The organism is Mesorhizobium sp. GW821-FHT04C10 (assembly GCF_059420305.1).
In genome coordinates this window covers 6,363,052-6,378,552 of sequence record NZ_JBWKTL010000001.1, presented here as the reverse complement: position 1 = coordinate 6,378,552, position 15,501 = coordinate 6,363,052, and the positions used below count along the sequence as shown (strand labels likewise).

Sequence of the window (15,501 nt, the reverse complement as noted above, 5' to 3'; positions counted from 1 at the left end):
GAAAATTGCAAAATGCATTTTGCAAAGTTGCGAACATGGCCACAGGCAAGCTCTTCATCGGCAGAAAAGTCCGCGAGCTGCGTGAAAGCAGCAAAGCGACCCAGGCCGCCTTCGCCGAGCGCATCGGCATCTCGACCAGCTACCTCAATCAGATAGAAAACAATCAGCGCCCGGTTTCGGCCTCGGTGCTCCTGTCGCTTGCCGAGCACTTCAAGATCGATATCGGATCGATGTCTGGAAGCGACAGCGATCGCCTGCTCTCCGCGCTCAGCGAGGCGCTTGCCGATCCGGTTTTCGATGCTTACTCGCCAAGCCTGCAGGAACTGAAACTCGTCACACAAAATGCGCCAGGATTTGCCCACGCGCTGATAGCCAGCCACCAAGCCTATCGCCGCAACAGCGAGCAGCTTGCAAGCTTCGATGATCATATGGTTCGGACCAATACCTTGAGCGATCCAACACCATACGAAGAAGTCCGCGACTTCTTCCACTTCGTCGACAACTACATTTCTGACCTCGATCTGGCAGCCGAACGGCTGGCGACGACCCATGGGATCCCGGATCGCGATACCGGACTTGTCCTGTCCAACCATCTGGAGAGCCGGCACGGTGTGCGCATACTGCGCGCGGAACCCGGCGAGGACATCCTGCGCCGATATCATGGCGCCTCCCGCGCCCTCTTCCTCAATCCCTATTCGCCGGCGTCGACACGAACGTTCCAGATGGCGTTCCAGATAGCCGTCTTGGAATTGGACGCAGAGATCGAAGCCATTATCCAGCGGGCGAACTTCCGCACACAGGAATCCGCGGAGATCTGCAAGATAGGTCTGCGCAATTATTTTGCCGGAGCACTGATGCTGCCCTATCAGCATTTTCTGGCGGGAGCGAAAGAACTCCGCCACGACCTCGAATTGATGGCGGCGCGTTTCGGTGCGAGCCTTGAACAGATCGCCCATCGTCTTTCAACCTTGCAGCGGCCGGGGCTGAAGGGGGTACCCGTATTCTTCGCCCGCATTGACCGGGCCGGCAACATCACCAAGCGTCACAGCGCGGCAAAACTTCAGTTCGCTCGCTTTGGGGCGGCATGTCCGCTCTGGAATGCACATCAGGCCTTCGAAACGCCGGGCCGCGTCATCCGCCAACTTGCCGAGACGCCCGATGGCGTGCGCTATCTGAGCGTCGCCACGGAAATCGCAAAGGGCGGCGGCGGTTTCAATACGCCGCACCGGCGCTATGCCATCGCTTTGGGCTGTGAGGTCACTTATGCGGCCGACTTCGTCTATGCCGACGGTCTTGACCTTACCAGCCGCACAGCTTTCGATCCGATCGGCATATCATGCCGGATTTGCGAACGCGTAAATTGCTTCCAGCGCGCCGTCCCACCGCTCAAGAGCCGGCTAATGGTGGACCACAACCGACGCGCAACGTTGCCGTATACGATTTCTTGAAGGCGGCGAGCGACACCATCTCAGCTGGATTGAGGCTCGGATCTTACAACCTGACCAAAGTCGTTCGATCGAAATCTGTCGAGGGCTTGCTCGCCGGATAGGGCCTCATCAAGCATCGTGGATTGCGTGCGGACGACACGTGCGGATATCGACGGTCTCAGAGCGACGGAAGAACGCTTCGGATGTGATTGGCGAATGCGTCGACCGCTGGCGACCGTTCAGTGTCGGCAAAGGCGATCAAAACGCCAAGGCGGGGCAATTGGGGAAGGGGGGCGTTCAGAACATGGAGGTCGGATGGGACCGCCTCCTCGGTCATCACGCTTATGGCAAGACCAGACCGTGCGACCGCAATCAATCCGGCAAGACTGTTGCTTGCATACGATATTTTGTATTGCAGCCTGGCGGTGGCCATGGCGTCGCATGCGGCTCTGTGGTCCATGGCGTTCGATGCAGGCAGAGCCAGAGGCACGATGTCGCCGAACTCGTGAAGCGCCAGGGTCGGTTTGCTGCCCACCCACACCAGCCCTTCCGTGCGGACGATATCCTCAGAACTGTTTGCATTCGGGGTCGAGACAAGCGCCAGGTCGATCTGGCGCGAGTGCAGGAGCGTGCGCAGTTCAACGGTCGGCGCGGAAACGACCTTGATCTCGATATCGGGGTAGAGGCTTCCGAAGCTCTTCAGGAGCGTGGGAAAGAACGCGCTCAGATAATCCTCGGGGCTGCCGAACGTCATCGAACCGTGCAGACCCTTGTCCGAGAACGCCGAAATCGCTTCGTCATGGATCTTGAGGATGCGTTCGGCATAGACCAGAAAGCGTTCTCCATTGCCGTTCAGCCGGACCCCGCTGCCGCTTCGATGAAACAGACTCCGGCCAAGAGCGTCTTCCAGCCGCTGGATCTGCATGGTCACGGCAGATTGCGTGCGCCCGACCTGCACGGCCGTCGCGCTGAGCGTGCCCGAATGGGCGGCACGGACGAACGTTGCCAGCAGCCGGAGATCAAGTGGAGCGTGCATATCAATTCCGTTGATATCTGAATCCGATTACTATCAATTTTACTGCATCCGCGCCAACCGCTAATTGTCCTGTTGAACGCTTCAGCGGGGCTGTGAGATGTCAAAGAACTTGGATCGCGGGTTTTGGGCTTCGGCGCAGAAGCACCTCATACGCTATGGGGGCACGTTCGAACCCGCCATCATCGAGCGCGCCGCGGGCTCATTCGTCTATGATGCGGACGACAGGCCCATCCTCGACTTCACGTCCGGGCAGATGAGCGCGCTGCTCGGCCATGCCCACCCCAGGATTGTTTCGACGGTCAGCCGGCAGGTCGAGAAAGTTGCGCACCTGTTCAGCGGCATGCTGTCCCGTCCCGTGGTCGAGCTTGCCGAGCGCCTTGCGGCGCTCGCGCCCGGCCTCGACAGGACCTTGCTGCTTTCGACGGGTGCGGAGTCGAATGAAGCAGCCATCCGGATGGCGAAGCTGGTGACCGGCAAGCACGAGATCGTTGCCTTCTCGAAAAGCTGGCACGGCATGACGGGAGCGGCGGCATCGGCAACGTACAGCGCCGGCCGCAAAGGCTATGGGCCTGCCGCTGTCGGGTCGCTGGCCATCCCGGCGCCCAACAGTTTCCGCCCGCGCTTCAAGCATGCCGACGGGTCGCTCGACTGGCGCACGGAACTGGACGACGCGTTCAATCTGGTCGACAGCCAGTCGACAGGCAACCTCGCGGCCTTTATCGCCGAACCGATCCTCTCAAGCGGCGGTATGCTGGAACTGCCGATCGGCTATCTGGCGGCGCTCAAGCAGAAATGCCGCGAACGCGGAATGCTGCTTATCCTGGACGAGGCGCAGACCGGCATTGGCCGCACCGGCGATATGTTCGCCTTTCAAAGGGACGGCGTCACGCCGGACATACTGACCTTGTCCAAGACCCTCGGCGCGGGCCTTCCCCTGGCCGCGGTGATGACAACAGCCGAGATTGAAGAGGCGGCGCACGAGAAGGGTTTCCTGTTCTACACAACGCATGTTTCCGACCCCCTGCCGGCAGCCGTGGGCCTCGCCGTGCTCGACGTGGTCGAGGAAGAAAAGCTGGTCGAGCGGGCACGGCATCTGGGCGCGAGATTGTTCGACGGACTGTCAGGGCTGAAGCAGCGATACGAATGCGTCGGCGACGTGCGTGGCCGTGGCCTTATGCTTGGCGTCGAGATCGTCAAGAATGGCGAGCGCAGGGATCCGGACCATGAGCTTGGCGCGAGGATCGCGGCGGAAGCGTTCCGGCGCGGCCTGAGCATGAACATCGTCAAGCTTCCCGGGATGGGCGGCGTGTTTCGCATAGCCCCGCCGCTGACGATCTCCGAGGAGGAACTGGACCTCGGCCTGAGGATCATTTCCGACTCGATCGAATCCGGGCTTGCCGAGACCGCGGGCCTTTCCGGCATCGCGGCGGAGTGAAGGCGCAACAATGACTGACACGAACATGACTGGCCCGGCCACCAGCGCCGGGGTGGATGCCGACGTGCATTCGCCCGGCACCATTCGAGTGCTTGTCGCCAAGCTCGGCCTGGATGGTCATGACCGGGGCGCCAAGATCGTGGCCCGCATCCTCAGGGATGCCGGAATGGAAGTCGTCTACACCGGCCTCTACAAATCGCCCAATGAGGTCGTCAACGCCGCGATACAGGAAGACGTCGACGTTATCGGCGTCAGCCTTCTGTCGGGCTCCCACGTGCCGCTGTTTCGGGAATTGGGACGCTGCCTGCGGGAGCAGAAAGCCGAACACATTTTCGTTGTCGCGGGCGGCGTGATCCCAGAGCAAGACTACGCCGCCTTGTCGGAAAGCGGCGTCGACGCCATCGTTCCACAGGAGGCACGGGCCGATCTGATTGTCACGACAATCAGGAACCTGATCGAGGCCCGTGGTCGCATATGAGCGCATCCTCGAGACAGGCGAAGCGCGCCGCCTACATACCTTCGATTGAGCTTTTGCCCGATGTTCTTGCAGGCGGCATCCTGGCCATTGCCCGCATGATTTCACGTGCCGAGGCCGGATATGCCGAGGCCTCGGAAGCTCTGGCGGAAATCTACAAGCACTCGGGCAAGGCGCATATCGTCGGCATCACCGGCGTGCCGGGCGCGGGCAAGTCCACCCTTGTCTCCGCTCTCATCAAGGCTTTCGCTTCGGACGGATACAAGGTCGGGGTCATCGCGGTCGATCCGAGCAGTCCGTTTTCCGGGGGTGCCATTCTGGGCGACCGGGTGCGGATGAGCGATGCGGTGCAGTCCTGCCAGGCTTTTGTCCGCAGCATGGCGACGCGCGGCCATCTTGGCGGCCTCGCTCGCTCGACCCTCCAGGCGGTCGATATTCTGGATGCGGCGGGATACTCGCCGATCATCATCGAAACCGTCGGCGTCGGCCAGGACGAGGTGGAGGTGGTGACGGCGGCACACACGATCGTGGTCCTGTCCGCTCCCGGGCTTGGCGACGACATCCAGGCGATCAAGGCAGGCATCCTGGAAATCGCCGACATACACGCGGTCAGTAAATGCGACAAGCCGGAGGCGCCGGCCACGGTTTCGGCCCTGAAAGGCATGATGGCGCTGGGAACGGCCAAGACAGGCACGGGCTGGAATCCGCCCGTTCTTCCGGTCAGTGCGGTCTCGGGCGAGAGCATCGGCGAGCTGAAAGACGCGATCGGCCGGCACTGGGCGCATCTGCGCGAGAGCGGCGAATTGGCGCAGCGCCAGCGCGGCATGTCCAGGACGCGGATACTCGGCACCGCCAGGCATCTGTTCCAGCTCAAGTTCAACGAGCAAACCGACGACCTCGAGAACCACATCCAGGCGGTGGTGAACAGGGACATGGACCCGTCCGTCGCCGCCTGCCGGTTGCTGGGTTGGGACAGTGAGGCACGGGTGGAATGAATCTGTTCTCGAAGCAAGCGATCGAAGACATCCGGGAAAAGCAAACCGAGTGGGAAGACAATGAGCTCGCGGCTGCGCTGAAGAGCAGGCCCGAGGAGAAGCCCTCATACGAAACGGAATCCGGGATTCCGCTGAAGCGGATTTATACCGCGGCCGATGTCGCGGATACCCCCGCGACCGACCTAGGCTTTCCAGGCGCCTATCCCTTCACGCGCGGTGTCTATCCGACGATGTATCGCGGACGGCCGTGGACCATCCGGCAGGTCGCCGGCTTCGGCAATCCGGAAGCCACCAACCAGCGATACAAATACATGATCCAGACAGGCCAGACCGGGCTCTCGACCGATTTCGATCTCCCGACGCTGCTGGGGCTGGATTCGGACAACCCGATGGCATTCGGCGAAGTGGGGCGCGTTGGCGTCGCGATCGATACGGTCGACGATGTCGACCGCCTCTTCGATGGCATCGACCTCGAGACGATCTCGGTCTCCCTGACCATCAATCCGTCGGCCTGGGTCATCTACGCCATGTTCGTCACTGTCGCCGAACAGCGCGGCTATGACCTGCACAAGCTGACGGGGACGCTGCAGGCGGACCCGCTGAAGGAATATGTCGCCCAGAAGGAGTGGATCTATCCGGTGCGGCCCGCGGTCAGGCTCCTGCGCGACCTGATCATGCACTCGGCCAGGACGACGCCGAAGATCAATCCGATCAGCCTCAGCGGGTATCATCTGTCCGATGTCGGCGGGAACGCGCTGCAGGAAATCGCCTTCATCATGGCCTTCACCATCGCCTATTGCGAGGAGGTCATTGCCGCCGGCATGGACATCGATGACTTCGCGCCCCGGCTGTCGTTCTTCTTCATCAGCCACCAGGATTTCTTCGAGCAGATCTGCAAGTTCAGGGCGGCGCGACGCGTCTACGCCAGGATCATGTCCGAGCGGTTCAAGGCCAGGAAGCCGGAATCCATGCGGCTGCGGGTGCATGTGCAGACCGCGGCGATGAGCCTGACCAAGGTCGAGCATCACAACAACCTCATGCGAACGGCCATCCAGGCACTCGGCGCGGTGCTGGGCGGCTGCCAGAGCATGCACACGAACGGTCTCGACGAGGCCTTTGCCATCCCGACCGAAGAGGCGATGAAACTGGCGATCCGCACCCAGCAGATCATCCGCGAAGAAATCAACGTGACATCGGTGATTGATCCGCTCGGCGGCTCGTACTTCGTCGAAAGCCTGACGCGCGACATGGAAACCGAAATCTGGAAGGTGCTGGAAGAAGTGGACCAGCGCGGCGGTGCGATCAGGCTGGTCGAGGAGGGCTGGTTCCAGCAGAAGCTGGCGGACTCGGCCTATGCGACCTTCAAGAAGATCGACAGCGGCGAGAAGGTCTCGGTCGGGGTCAACCGCTATGTCGACGAGACCAGCGGGTCGGCGGAGGTTCACATCCATCCCTATGACGATCATTGCACCCAGCTGCAGATCGATCGGCTGAATGCGGTGCGGACAAATCGCGACAGCGCTCGCGTCCAGCAACTTTTGCAGGAACTCGCCCAGCAGGCCGGGTCCGACGACATCAACCTGCTCCCGAAGACGATCGAACTGGTGAAAGCCAGGGCGACGCTGGGCGAGATCTGCGCCGCGCTGCGCGATGTCTGGGGCTCTTACGCCGAACCGATGATCGTCTGAGGAGGACGCCATGACCAAAGCAGTCATTTCAAGAAACGACGGGCCCGTCGCCTGGATCAAGCTGAACCGGCCCGAACGGCTCAATGCCATGAACAGGCAGCTTGTCGATGAACTCGCCCAGGCGCTTGCGAGAGCCGAAGCGGATGAAACCACCCGAGTGATCATTCTCCACGGCGAAGGACGGGCTTTCTGTTCCGGGGATGACCTCAAGGACCTTGATGCGCAGACTTCGTCCGAAGCCGCGACGCAAGCCTGGGTCGAGGCCATTCAGAACATTACCCTGCAGATCATGCAGTCCAGGAAGATCGTCATCGCGGCGGTGCATGGCTGGTGCGTTGGAGGGGCGCTCGAATGGGCCATCAACTGCGATTTCCGGCTGTTTGCCGATAACACGCGCTGGTTCTTCCCGGAGGTCAGCTATGGGCTGTTCGTCACCGGCGGCGTGACGGCGCTGCTGACGAAACAGGTCGGCCCGCAGGTCGCCAAGGAACTGATGATCCTTGGCGAACGTCACGATGCCAGGAAGGCCGTCGAAGTGGGCATCGCGTGGAAGCTGTTTGCGGAGGCCGAACTGCTCGATGAAGCCAGAAAACTGGCGCTGACGATCGCCGGGCGGCCGGCCGGTGCCGTGTCCGACGTCAAGCACGCAATCAATGAAGGCTTTCATTCATCCCTCGCGGACGCAATGACCCTCGAGACCAGAGCCACGGTCAGCGGCTTTTTGTCTCCCGAGGCGCAGGCCCGGGCAAAAGAGTTTTGACCGCGCCCATGACGATGCTCGAAATCCAGCCTTCCATCTACATTCCCGGCAAGCACGAAGACGACATAGCCGGCCGGGTGCTGTCCAGGATCCTGCTGGAGCAGGCCGAAAGGCTCGGCGGCAAGAAATTCATCGACGTCTGCGGGCGTACGGCAAGCTTCGAGGACATGCTGGACGTATCCAGCCGGCTGGCGCTCGGCCTGCGCAAGCTGGGCGTTGGCCGGTCGGACCGCGTGGCGATGCTGCTGCCCAATTGCTTTGAACTCGTTGCGATGTGGTTTGCGTCATCATGCCTGGCCGCGATCGAGGTGCCGACCAATCCCGGCCTGAAGGGAGACTTGCTCTGCCATAACCTGAACAACTGTGGCGCGGAGGTGCTCGTTACGGACGCCAACGCGCTTGCGGAGCTCGCAAGGGTCCAGGACAAGCTGCCCGGACTGCGCACACTCATCCTCGTTGGAGCCGATCCGGGCGAGGCGAGGGCGGCGGGCATCAAGATCGGCCGTATTGTCAGTTTCGAGGAATGTCTGGCGCCAAAGCCGGAGTTTGATCTGGCTGACATCCACTACTCCGACCCGATGGCGATCCTGTACACGTCCGGCACGACCGGACCCGCCAAGGGTGCATTGATGTCCCACCATCATTGCTATTCCTGGGCAGCGGCCATGGCATCCAATCTCGGTTACACGACCGCCGACAGCTATTTCTCGGCCTTGCCGCTGTTTCATACCGACGCCCAGATGTTCGGCGTGTTCCTCCCCCTGATCTACGGCACGCCGACAACGCTGGTCGATGGCTTCAGCGCGTCACGATTCTGGGATCAGGTCCGCGCCAGCGGCGCGACCGCGACAAACCTCCTGGGCGCCATGGCCGTCATCCTCTCTCGCGCGCCGCAGTCCGGGAACGATGGCAATAACCCCGTCAGGGTGTGCCAATGCATTCCCATGGTTCCTGACAGGCAGGCCTTCGAGCGCCGTTTCGACATGAAACTGGTCACGGGCTATGGACAGACGGAAACCAGCTTCGTGACCTTGGACACGGTGGACGAAACGAAACCGGGTTCCTGCGGCCGGCCCCACCCGGACTGGGACGTGGCGATCGTCGATGAGGCCGATAAACCCCTTCCGCCCGGAACGGTGGGCGAGATCGTGTCGCGTCCGAACAAGAGCTGGAGCATGTTCTCCGGCTACTATCGCGCCGACGCAAAGACAGTGCAGACGCTCAGGAATCTTTGGTACCATTCCGGCGACGCCGGCGTCATGGACGAAGACGGCTGGCTCTATTTCAAGCATCGCCTGAACGAAGCAATCCGGCGCCGGGGCGAGAATATCTCCGCCTACGAGGTGGAGACCGTTGCCGAGAAACACCCGGACATCGTTGAAAGCGCCGCGTTCGGGGTTCCGTCGGAATTCACGGAAGAGGACATCATGGTTGTAGCCCTGCGGAGAGCGGGTTCAACGCTGGAACCAGCCGCTCTGCTCGATCACTTCAGGGAGCTCGCACCCCGCCATATGATCCCCCGCTACATCGAGATCACCGACGTGCCGCTGCCGAAAACGCCAACCGAAAAGGTCGCCAGGAACACCTTGCGGCAACGCGGTGTGAGCGCGGCCACCTTTGATCGAGGACAACGCTAGCGCGGCGGAGGTTCAAGCGATGGAACGCCGGATGATCGCTCCCTGCTTCATGGACGATACGCTCGAATGCCTTCGCCGCCACAATGTGCAGATCGAGCCCCTGCTGGCCAAGGTGGGGCTGCCGCCAGTCATTACCGAACCGATCTCAGCGCAGCAATACGGCGCCCTCTGGCACGCCGTCGCCGAGACCATGGACGACGAGTTTTTCGGCGAAGGCGCCCGGCCGATGCGGGCGGGCAGTTTTGCGTTGCTATGTCAGGCAGTCCTGTCAACCGAGAACCTGGAGCATGCGTTGCGGCGAGGCCTGCGATTCCTGCGCGCGGTTCTTGATGATCCCCACGGCGAACTGATCATCAAGGACGGCCTTGCCGAGGTGACGTTGAAGGATGCCGGTCCGCTAAGATCGGCCTTCGCCTATCGCACCTTCTGGATCATCGTCCATGGCGTGAACTGCTGGCTGGTGGGCCGCCGCCTGCCGATCCGGTGGGTCGATTTCAAGTGCAGCGCACCGCCCGCCGGAACCGATTACCGTCTGTTTTTCGGCGCACCTGTGCGGTTCGATCAGCCGGAGAGTCGTCTTGTCTTCGACGCCGACTTCCTGAATCTGCCGACTATCCGGGACGCATGCGCATTGCGGGAATTCCTGCGCCAGGCGCCCGCCAATATTCTGGTGCGCTACCGCCATGATGCGGGACTCTCGACCGCCATCCGCGGCCGCCTTCACATGACGGTTCCATCCGCTTGGCCGAGTTTCGAGAGCCTCGCCGCGGGCATGCGCATGCAGGCGCCGACCTTGCGCCGCCGATTGCAGTCGGAGGGGCAGAGCTATCGTTCCATCAAGGACGAAATGCGCAGGGCCTTGGCGATGGAAGCCCTGCTTGGCGGAAATCGAACCGTGGCCGATCTGGCAGCCGATATCGGCTTTTCCGAACCAAGTGCCTTCCATCGGGCATTTCAGAAATGGACTGGCAAAAGCCCCGCTTCGTTTCGCCGGGAGGCCGCCTCCGGGCTCAAGGCGACAGACAATTCGTCGGCGACTTCGGTGACGTGACGCGCGCAGACCGCACCGGGCAGCAAACATTGCAAAACCGATCATCAAATCTGAACGCTTCGGTCATCGTATGCCACTTTGCTTCATTGCAACATGTCCGGGCGAGAAACTCTCGCCCGGACATGTTGCAATGCGGATCAAGGATAAAGTCTTTCTGGTCACCGGCGCAGGTTCCGGATTGGGAGCGGCGGTCACACGCATGTTTGCGCAGGAGGGCGCAAGCGTCCTGGCGATAGACGTGAATGCCGCGGCTGGCGAAAGACTGGCCTCGGAGATTGGCGGCGCGGTGCGCTTTCAACGGGCCGACGTCACCAGTGAGGCTGACGGGGCCGCCGCCATCGAGCTCGCGAGGAATGCCTTTGGCCACGTCCATGGCCTGGTGAATTGCGCCGGTGTGGCGCCAGGCGAAAAGGTGATCGGCCGCGGCGAACCCCACAGTCTGGAAAGATTTGCACGCACGATTGCCATCAACCTCGTCGGGACCTTCAACATGGTGCGGCTTGCCGCCGATCTGATGGTGAAGGGGGAACCCGACGCCGAGGGCGAGCGCGGGGTGATCATAAATACGGCTTCGATCGCCGCATTCGACGGGCAGATCGGCCAGGCGGCCTATGCGGCGTCAAAGGGCGGCGTCGCGGCACTTACGCTTCCGGTCGCGCGGGAACTGGCGCGCTATGGCGTGCGCGTCGCCACCATAGCCCCTGGCATCTTTGAAACACCGATGATGGCCGCCATGTCGCAGGATGTGCGGGATGCTCTCGGCGCTAGTGTGCCGTTTCCGCCGCGCCTTGGCCGTCCGGATGAGTACGCCGGGCTGGTGAAGCACATCTGCGAGAACACGATGCTGAATGGCGAGGTAATCCGCCTCGACGGCGCGCTGCGCATGGCGCCGCGCTGATCCCGCGATGGCCTCGTGTCCTGGCGGTTGGCAGCCGGAATTTCGATGCGGGTCAATGTCCCTGCGTTTCGCAGCCGATGACCCGAAACCAGAATGGGAGAGTTCCTGACATGAAGCCTTTGTCCCTCCTGCGTGTCGCCATCCTTGCGTCGTCGATCCTCGTTGCGGGACAGGTGTCCGCAAAGACGCTTGTCTACTGCTCGGAGGCCAGCCCCGAAACCTTCACCCCGATGACCAGCACCGCCGACTCCACCATGGATGCGGCCGCCAAGACCATCTTCAACCGGCTGGTCGAGTTCAAGCCGGGCTCCACCGAGATCGGGCCCGCGCTGGCCGAAAGCTGGGATGTTTCGCCGGACGGCAAGACCTACACGTTTCACCTGCGCCACGGCGTCAAATTTCAATCGAGTGCGCATTTCACCCCAACGCGCAACTTCGACGCCGACGACGTGCTTTACACATTCAACCGCCAGCGGGACCCGAACAATCCCTACCACAAGCTCGGCAACGGCTCTTATGAGATGTTCGCCGCCGCCGGCCTCGGCTCGATGATCGACAGGATCGAGAAGGACGACGACAGCACGGTACGCTTCACCTTGAACGCTCCCAACGTGACCTTCCTGTCCGGCATCGCGCTCGACGCCATGTCGATCCTGTCGCTGGAGCAGACGCAGAAGATGGTCGCCGCCGGCACCCCTGAGCTGATCGACAGGGAGCCGGTCGGCACCGGACCGTTCGTGCTTCAGGCTTATGTCGCCGACAATCAGATCCGCTACGCCGCCAACCAGGATTACTGGGGCGGTGCACCCAAGATCGACACGCTGGTCTTTGCCATCACGCCGGAGCCGACGACGCGGGTCGAGCGGCTGAAGGCCAATGAATGCCAGGTCGCCGCGTTGCCGCCCCCATCCTCCGTCGCTGACCTGAAGAGCGATCCCGACATCGACGTCCACCAGATCGAGGGACAGAACGTCGGCGTCCTCGGCTTCAACGTCGAGCACAAGCCATTCGGCGATGTGAGGGTGCGCACCGCGCTTGCCAAGGCGATAGACCGCAAGGCGATCGTCGAGGCGGTCTACCAGGGTTCCGGCAGGTTGGCCGGCAGCATGGTGCCGCCGGCGCAGCTCGGCGCCATCAAGGACGCCGCCATCGACTATGATCCCGAAGGCGCGAGGAAACTGCTGAAGCAAGCCGGCTATGAAAGCGGCCTGTCGATCAGCCTGTGGGCGATGCCCGTCTCGCGGCCTTACAATCCCAATGCCCGGCGCATGGCCGAGATGATCCAGGCCGACTGGGCCGCGGTCGGCGTGACGTCCGCCATCGTTTCGTATGAGTGGGGCGAGTATCTCAAGCGCACCTCGGCCGGCGAGCACGACAGTTTCCTGCTCGGGGGCAGCAGCGACAATGGCGATCCCGACAATTTGCTCAGTTACATGCTGAGCTGCGATGGCGTCGCCGGCGGCTCCAACCGCTCGCGCTGGTGCGACAAGGATTTCGACAGGCTGTTGCAGCAGGGCCGCGCCGAGTCCGATCCCGCCAAGCGCGCCGAGATATATCGCCAGGCGCAGGAGATCGTGAAGACCGAGGTTCCCGGGGTGCCGATCGCGCATTCCGTCGTGTCGATCCCGGTGCGCAAGAGCGTGCTGAACTATGTGATGGATCCGTTCGGCCGCCAGAATTTCGCGCGCGTCGACATCGCTGAGTAGGAGGCGCGGATGACCAGAACAGTGGATGAGCTCGGCCGTTTGCTCGCCGACTATATCGACCAGGGTGCGGTAGGGGCCTCGCTTGCCTTCGCCGTGGCAGGAGGACCTACGGAAGTCGTCACTGCGGGAGTGGCGGACCGGTGCGATGGCACGGCCGTTACGCCCGATAGGCTCTTCAAGATCGGGAGCTGCACCAAGACGTTCGTCGTCGCCGCGCTCGTCCGGTTGGCCGAGGACGGCAAGATCAACCTCGGAGCACCGATCTCGCACTGGTTCCCCGACCTCCCTGGCGCGGAACGGATTTCGGTGCGGCAACTGGTCAATCATCGCAGCGGCCTGCCGGAATTCGAGTATGAGATACCGATGGACCCAGGCCGGGTCTGGAAACCGCACGAACTCATCGGCATCGCTTTCGAGGTGGGCGGTCAGAAGGCGCCCGGCGGCCCAGCCGTCTACAACAACACCGGCTACGTCCTGGCGGGCCTGCTGATCGAAGAGGTCACCGGCCAGTCTCTCGGCGCCTGCGTTCGCCAGCTAGTGCTCGGGCCTCTTGGACTGCACGATACCTGGTCGCCAGCCACCGAAGCCTATCCAGCCGAGCGGCTGGTGCGGGGCTACTATCATCGTCCTCCACAGCCAGCGGATGCAACCAGAGACATCGCCTTGGGAGGCGAGATGTGGCGCATGGATGGGGTGCTGGCCTATTCGGATGCGTTGCAGGATTCGTCCGATACATTTCCCTATTCAGCCGCATATGGCCTGGGCGACATGGTCTCCACGCCAAGCGATCTCGTCGCCTTCCTGCGCGGGTTGTTTGCCGGCGAGGTGATGTCGTCCCCATGGTTCGAGGAGATGTTCGGCTCGCGGGTGCCGGCCTCCTTCCCCGGTACCCGCATGCGCGAAACCGGCGCCGGCATGTTCCGGAGTGCCTATGGCGGCCGAGCGTTCTACGGCCACCAGGGCAGCGTCCCGGGCTATGTCTGTGTCATGCAGCATGATCCCGAAAGCGGGCTGACCATTGCCATGACCAGCAATGTCGGATCGGGCAACCGCATGTCCTTCCATGCCAGTGGCCTCCATGCGGTTGTCGACCAGGCCATCCTGGCGATCCAACCACAGGCGAGGGGAGGCGAAGGTGAACACGCGTGATCCGGTCGTTATCGTCGGGGCAGCCAGGACGCCACTTGGCGGGTTTCAAGGGAACTTAAAGAACGTCACCGCCGTGGAGCTTGGTGCGACCGCCATCCGTGCCGCCCTCGGGCGGTCCGGGATCGACATCGGACTGGTTGATGAGGTGCTGCTTGGCTGCGTTCTGACTGCCGGTCAGGGCCAGGCCCCCGCGCGTCAGGCAGCCCTCGGAGCAGGCCTCCCATTGGGCGTCGGTGCCACGACGGTAAACAAGATGTGTGGTTCCGGCATGAAGTCGGCCATGCTTGCGCACGACCTTATCGTCAGCGGGTCCGCGGCCGCCATCGTAGCGGGCGGCATGGAGAGCATGAGCAACGCGCCTTACCTGCTCGAGCGCGCGCGCTCCGGCTATCGCATGGGGCACGACAGGATTGTCGATCATATGTTCCTTGATGGCCTGGAGGATGCCTATGACAAAGGGCGGCTCATGGGGACCTTTGCCGAGGACTGTGCCGAGGCCTACCAATTTACCCGAGGCGCCCAGGATGCATTTGCCGTTGCCTCCCTTGAGAAGGCGCGAAACGCCATTGTTGACGGCAGCTTTATGGAAGAGATCGCCCCCGTCGCGCTGATGGCAGGCAACGCCGACATCAGCGAGGACGAACAGCCCGCAAAGTCCAAGATCGAAAAGATTCCAATGCTGAAACCTGCCTTCCGGGAGGGCGGTACGGTGACGGCGGCGAATTCCTCGTCGATTTCGGATGGTGCCGCGGCACTCGTGCTCATGCGCCGTTCGCAGGCGGATAAAAGCGGCGTTACCCCGCTTGCGGCAATCCGGGGGCATGCCACATACGCGCAATCACCCCATCTTTTCGCGACCGCGCCTGTTGGAGCCATCCGAAAGCTTTGCCAACACATCAATTGGGATCTCGAGGGCGTGGATCTCTTCGAGATCAATGAGGCATTCGCGGTGGTGCCGATGGCGGCTGCGCGCGACCTCAACCTGCCACCGGACAAAGTGAACGTTCACGGCGGCGCGTGTGCGCTCGGCCATCCCATCGGCGCGTCGGGCGCACGTGTGATTGTCACGCTCATTTACGCACTTCGAAAACATCGCCTGAAACGCGGAATTGCCTCTGTCTGTATCGGTGGTGGCGAGGCCACTGCCCTGGCGGTGGAACTCATGTCCTGAACGATCCGGAGACCCATTGGCGCCGCCCGAAGAGGGAACGGCGGCGGCACGGATCTCCGTCAGCTTTCTGCGT

Annotated in this window: 13 protein-coding genes; 12 read left to right on the top strand and 1 reads right to left on the bottom strand. The window is 62.3% G+C overall.

What is annotated here, in order from left to right:
* Positions 1-35: 35 nt before the first annotated feature.
* Positions 36-1,448, top strand: a complete 1,413-nt coding sequence (locus AC07UC_RS30605; RefSeq protein WP_494908456.1) for a helix-turn-helix domain-containing protein — start codon at positions 36-38, stop codon at positions 1,446-1,448.
* 157 nt (positions 1,449-1,605) lie between these two features.
* Here AC07UC_RS30605 and AC07UC_RS30600 read toward each other — a convergent pair whose 3' ends face one another.
* Positions 1,606-2,463, bottom strand: coding sequence for a LysR family transcriptional regulator (locus AC07UC_RS30600; protein WP_140774970.1), 858 nt, complete (start codon positions 2,461-2,463; stop codon positions 1,606-1,608).
* Between the two features lie 97 nt (positions 2,464-2,560).
* Here AC07UC_RS30600 and AC07UC_RS30595 point away from each other — a divergent pair, with 97 nt between their 5' ends.
* The 11 genes from AC07UC_RS30595 (at position 2,561) to AC07UC_RS30545 (ending at position 15,428) form a co-directional block, all read left to right on the top strand.
* Positions 2,561-3,898 (top strand): aspartate aminotransferase family protein, encoded by a 1,338-nt coding sequence (locus AC07UC_RS30595; protein WP_494908455.1) that lies wholly within the window; start codon positions 2,561-2,563, stop codon positions 3,896-3,898.
* Positions 3,899-3,923: 25 nt separating this feature from the next.
* Positions 3,924-4,376, top strand: coding sequence for a cobalamin B12-binding domain-containing protein (locus tag AC07UC_RS30590; protein ID WP_202327564.1), 453 nt, complete (start codon positions 3,924-3,926; stop codon positions 4,374-4,376).
* Positions 4,373-5,368: a methylmalonyl Co-A mutase-associated GTPase MeaB gene (meaB, locus tag AC07UC_RS30585; RefSeq protein ID WP_494908454.1), complete on the top strand. Its 996-nt coding sequence runs from the start codon at positions 4,373-4,375 to the stop codon at positions 5,366-5,368. The genes AC07UC_RS30590 and meaB overlap by 4 nt, the downstream gene beginning before the upstream one ends.
* Entirely contained in the window at positions 5,365-7,056 is a 1,692-nt protein-coding gene (locus tag AC07UC_RS30580) for a methylmalonyl-CoA mutase family protein (RefSeq protein WP_494908453.1), read from the top strand. The genes meaB and AC07UC_RS30580 overlap by 4 nt, the downstream gene beginning before the upstream one ends.
* Before the next feature lie 10 nt (positions 7,057-7,066).
* Positions 7,067-7,816 carry an enoyl-CoA hydratase/isomerase family protein gene (locus AC07UC_RS30575; protein WP_494908452.1) on the top strand — a complete coding sequence of 250 codons (750 nt, stop codon included), beginning with the start codon at positions 7,067-7,069 and terminating at the stop codon, positions 7,814-7,816.
* An 8-nt stretch (positions 7,817-7,824) separates the two neighbouring features.
* A complete protein-coding gene (locus AC07UC_RS30570) occupies positions 7,825-9,453 on the top strand; it encodes an AMP-binding protein (protein ID WP_494908451.1) in 1,629 nt (542 codons plus the stop codon).
* Between the two features lie 19 nt (positions 9,454-9,472).
* On the top strand, positions 9,473-10,504 hold the full coding sequence (locus AC07UC_RS30565) for an AraC family transcriptional regulator (RefSeq protein ID WP_494908450.1): 1,032 nt from the start codon (positions 9,473-9,475) through the stop codon (positions 10,502-10,504).
* 130 nt (positions 10,505-10,634) lie between these two features.
* Positions 10,635-11,402 (top strand): 3-hydroxyacyl-CoA dehydrogenase, encoded by a 768-nt coding sequence (locus AC07UC_RS30560; protein ID WP_494908449.1) that lies wholly within the window; start codon positions 10,635-10,637, stop codon positions 11,400-11,402.
* A 110-nt stretch (positions 11,403-11,512) separates the two neighbouring features.
* A complete protein-coding gene (locus AC07UC_RS30555; protein ID WP_494908448.1) occupies positions 11,513-13,108 on the top strand; it encodes an ABC transporter substrate-binding protein in 1,596 nt (531 codons plus the stop codon).
* Between the two features lie 9 nt (positions 13,109-13,117).
* Positions 13,118-14,257 carry a serine hydrolase domain-containing protein gene (locus AC07UC_RS30550; RefSeq protein WP_494908447.1) on the top strand — a complete coding sequence of 380 codons (1,140 nt, stop codon included), beginning with the start codon at positions 13,118-13,120 and terminating at the stop codon, positions 14,255-14,257.
* A complete protein-coding gene (locus tag AC07UC_RS30545) occupies positions 14,244-15,428 on the top strand; it encodes an acetyl-CoA C-acyltransferase (protein WP_494908446.1) in 1,185 nt (394 codons plus the stop codon). Before AC07UC_RS30550 ends, AC07UC_RS30545 begins: the two co-directional genes overlap by 14 nt.
* Positions 15,429-15,501 lie beyond the last annotated feature (73 nt).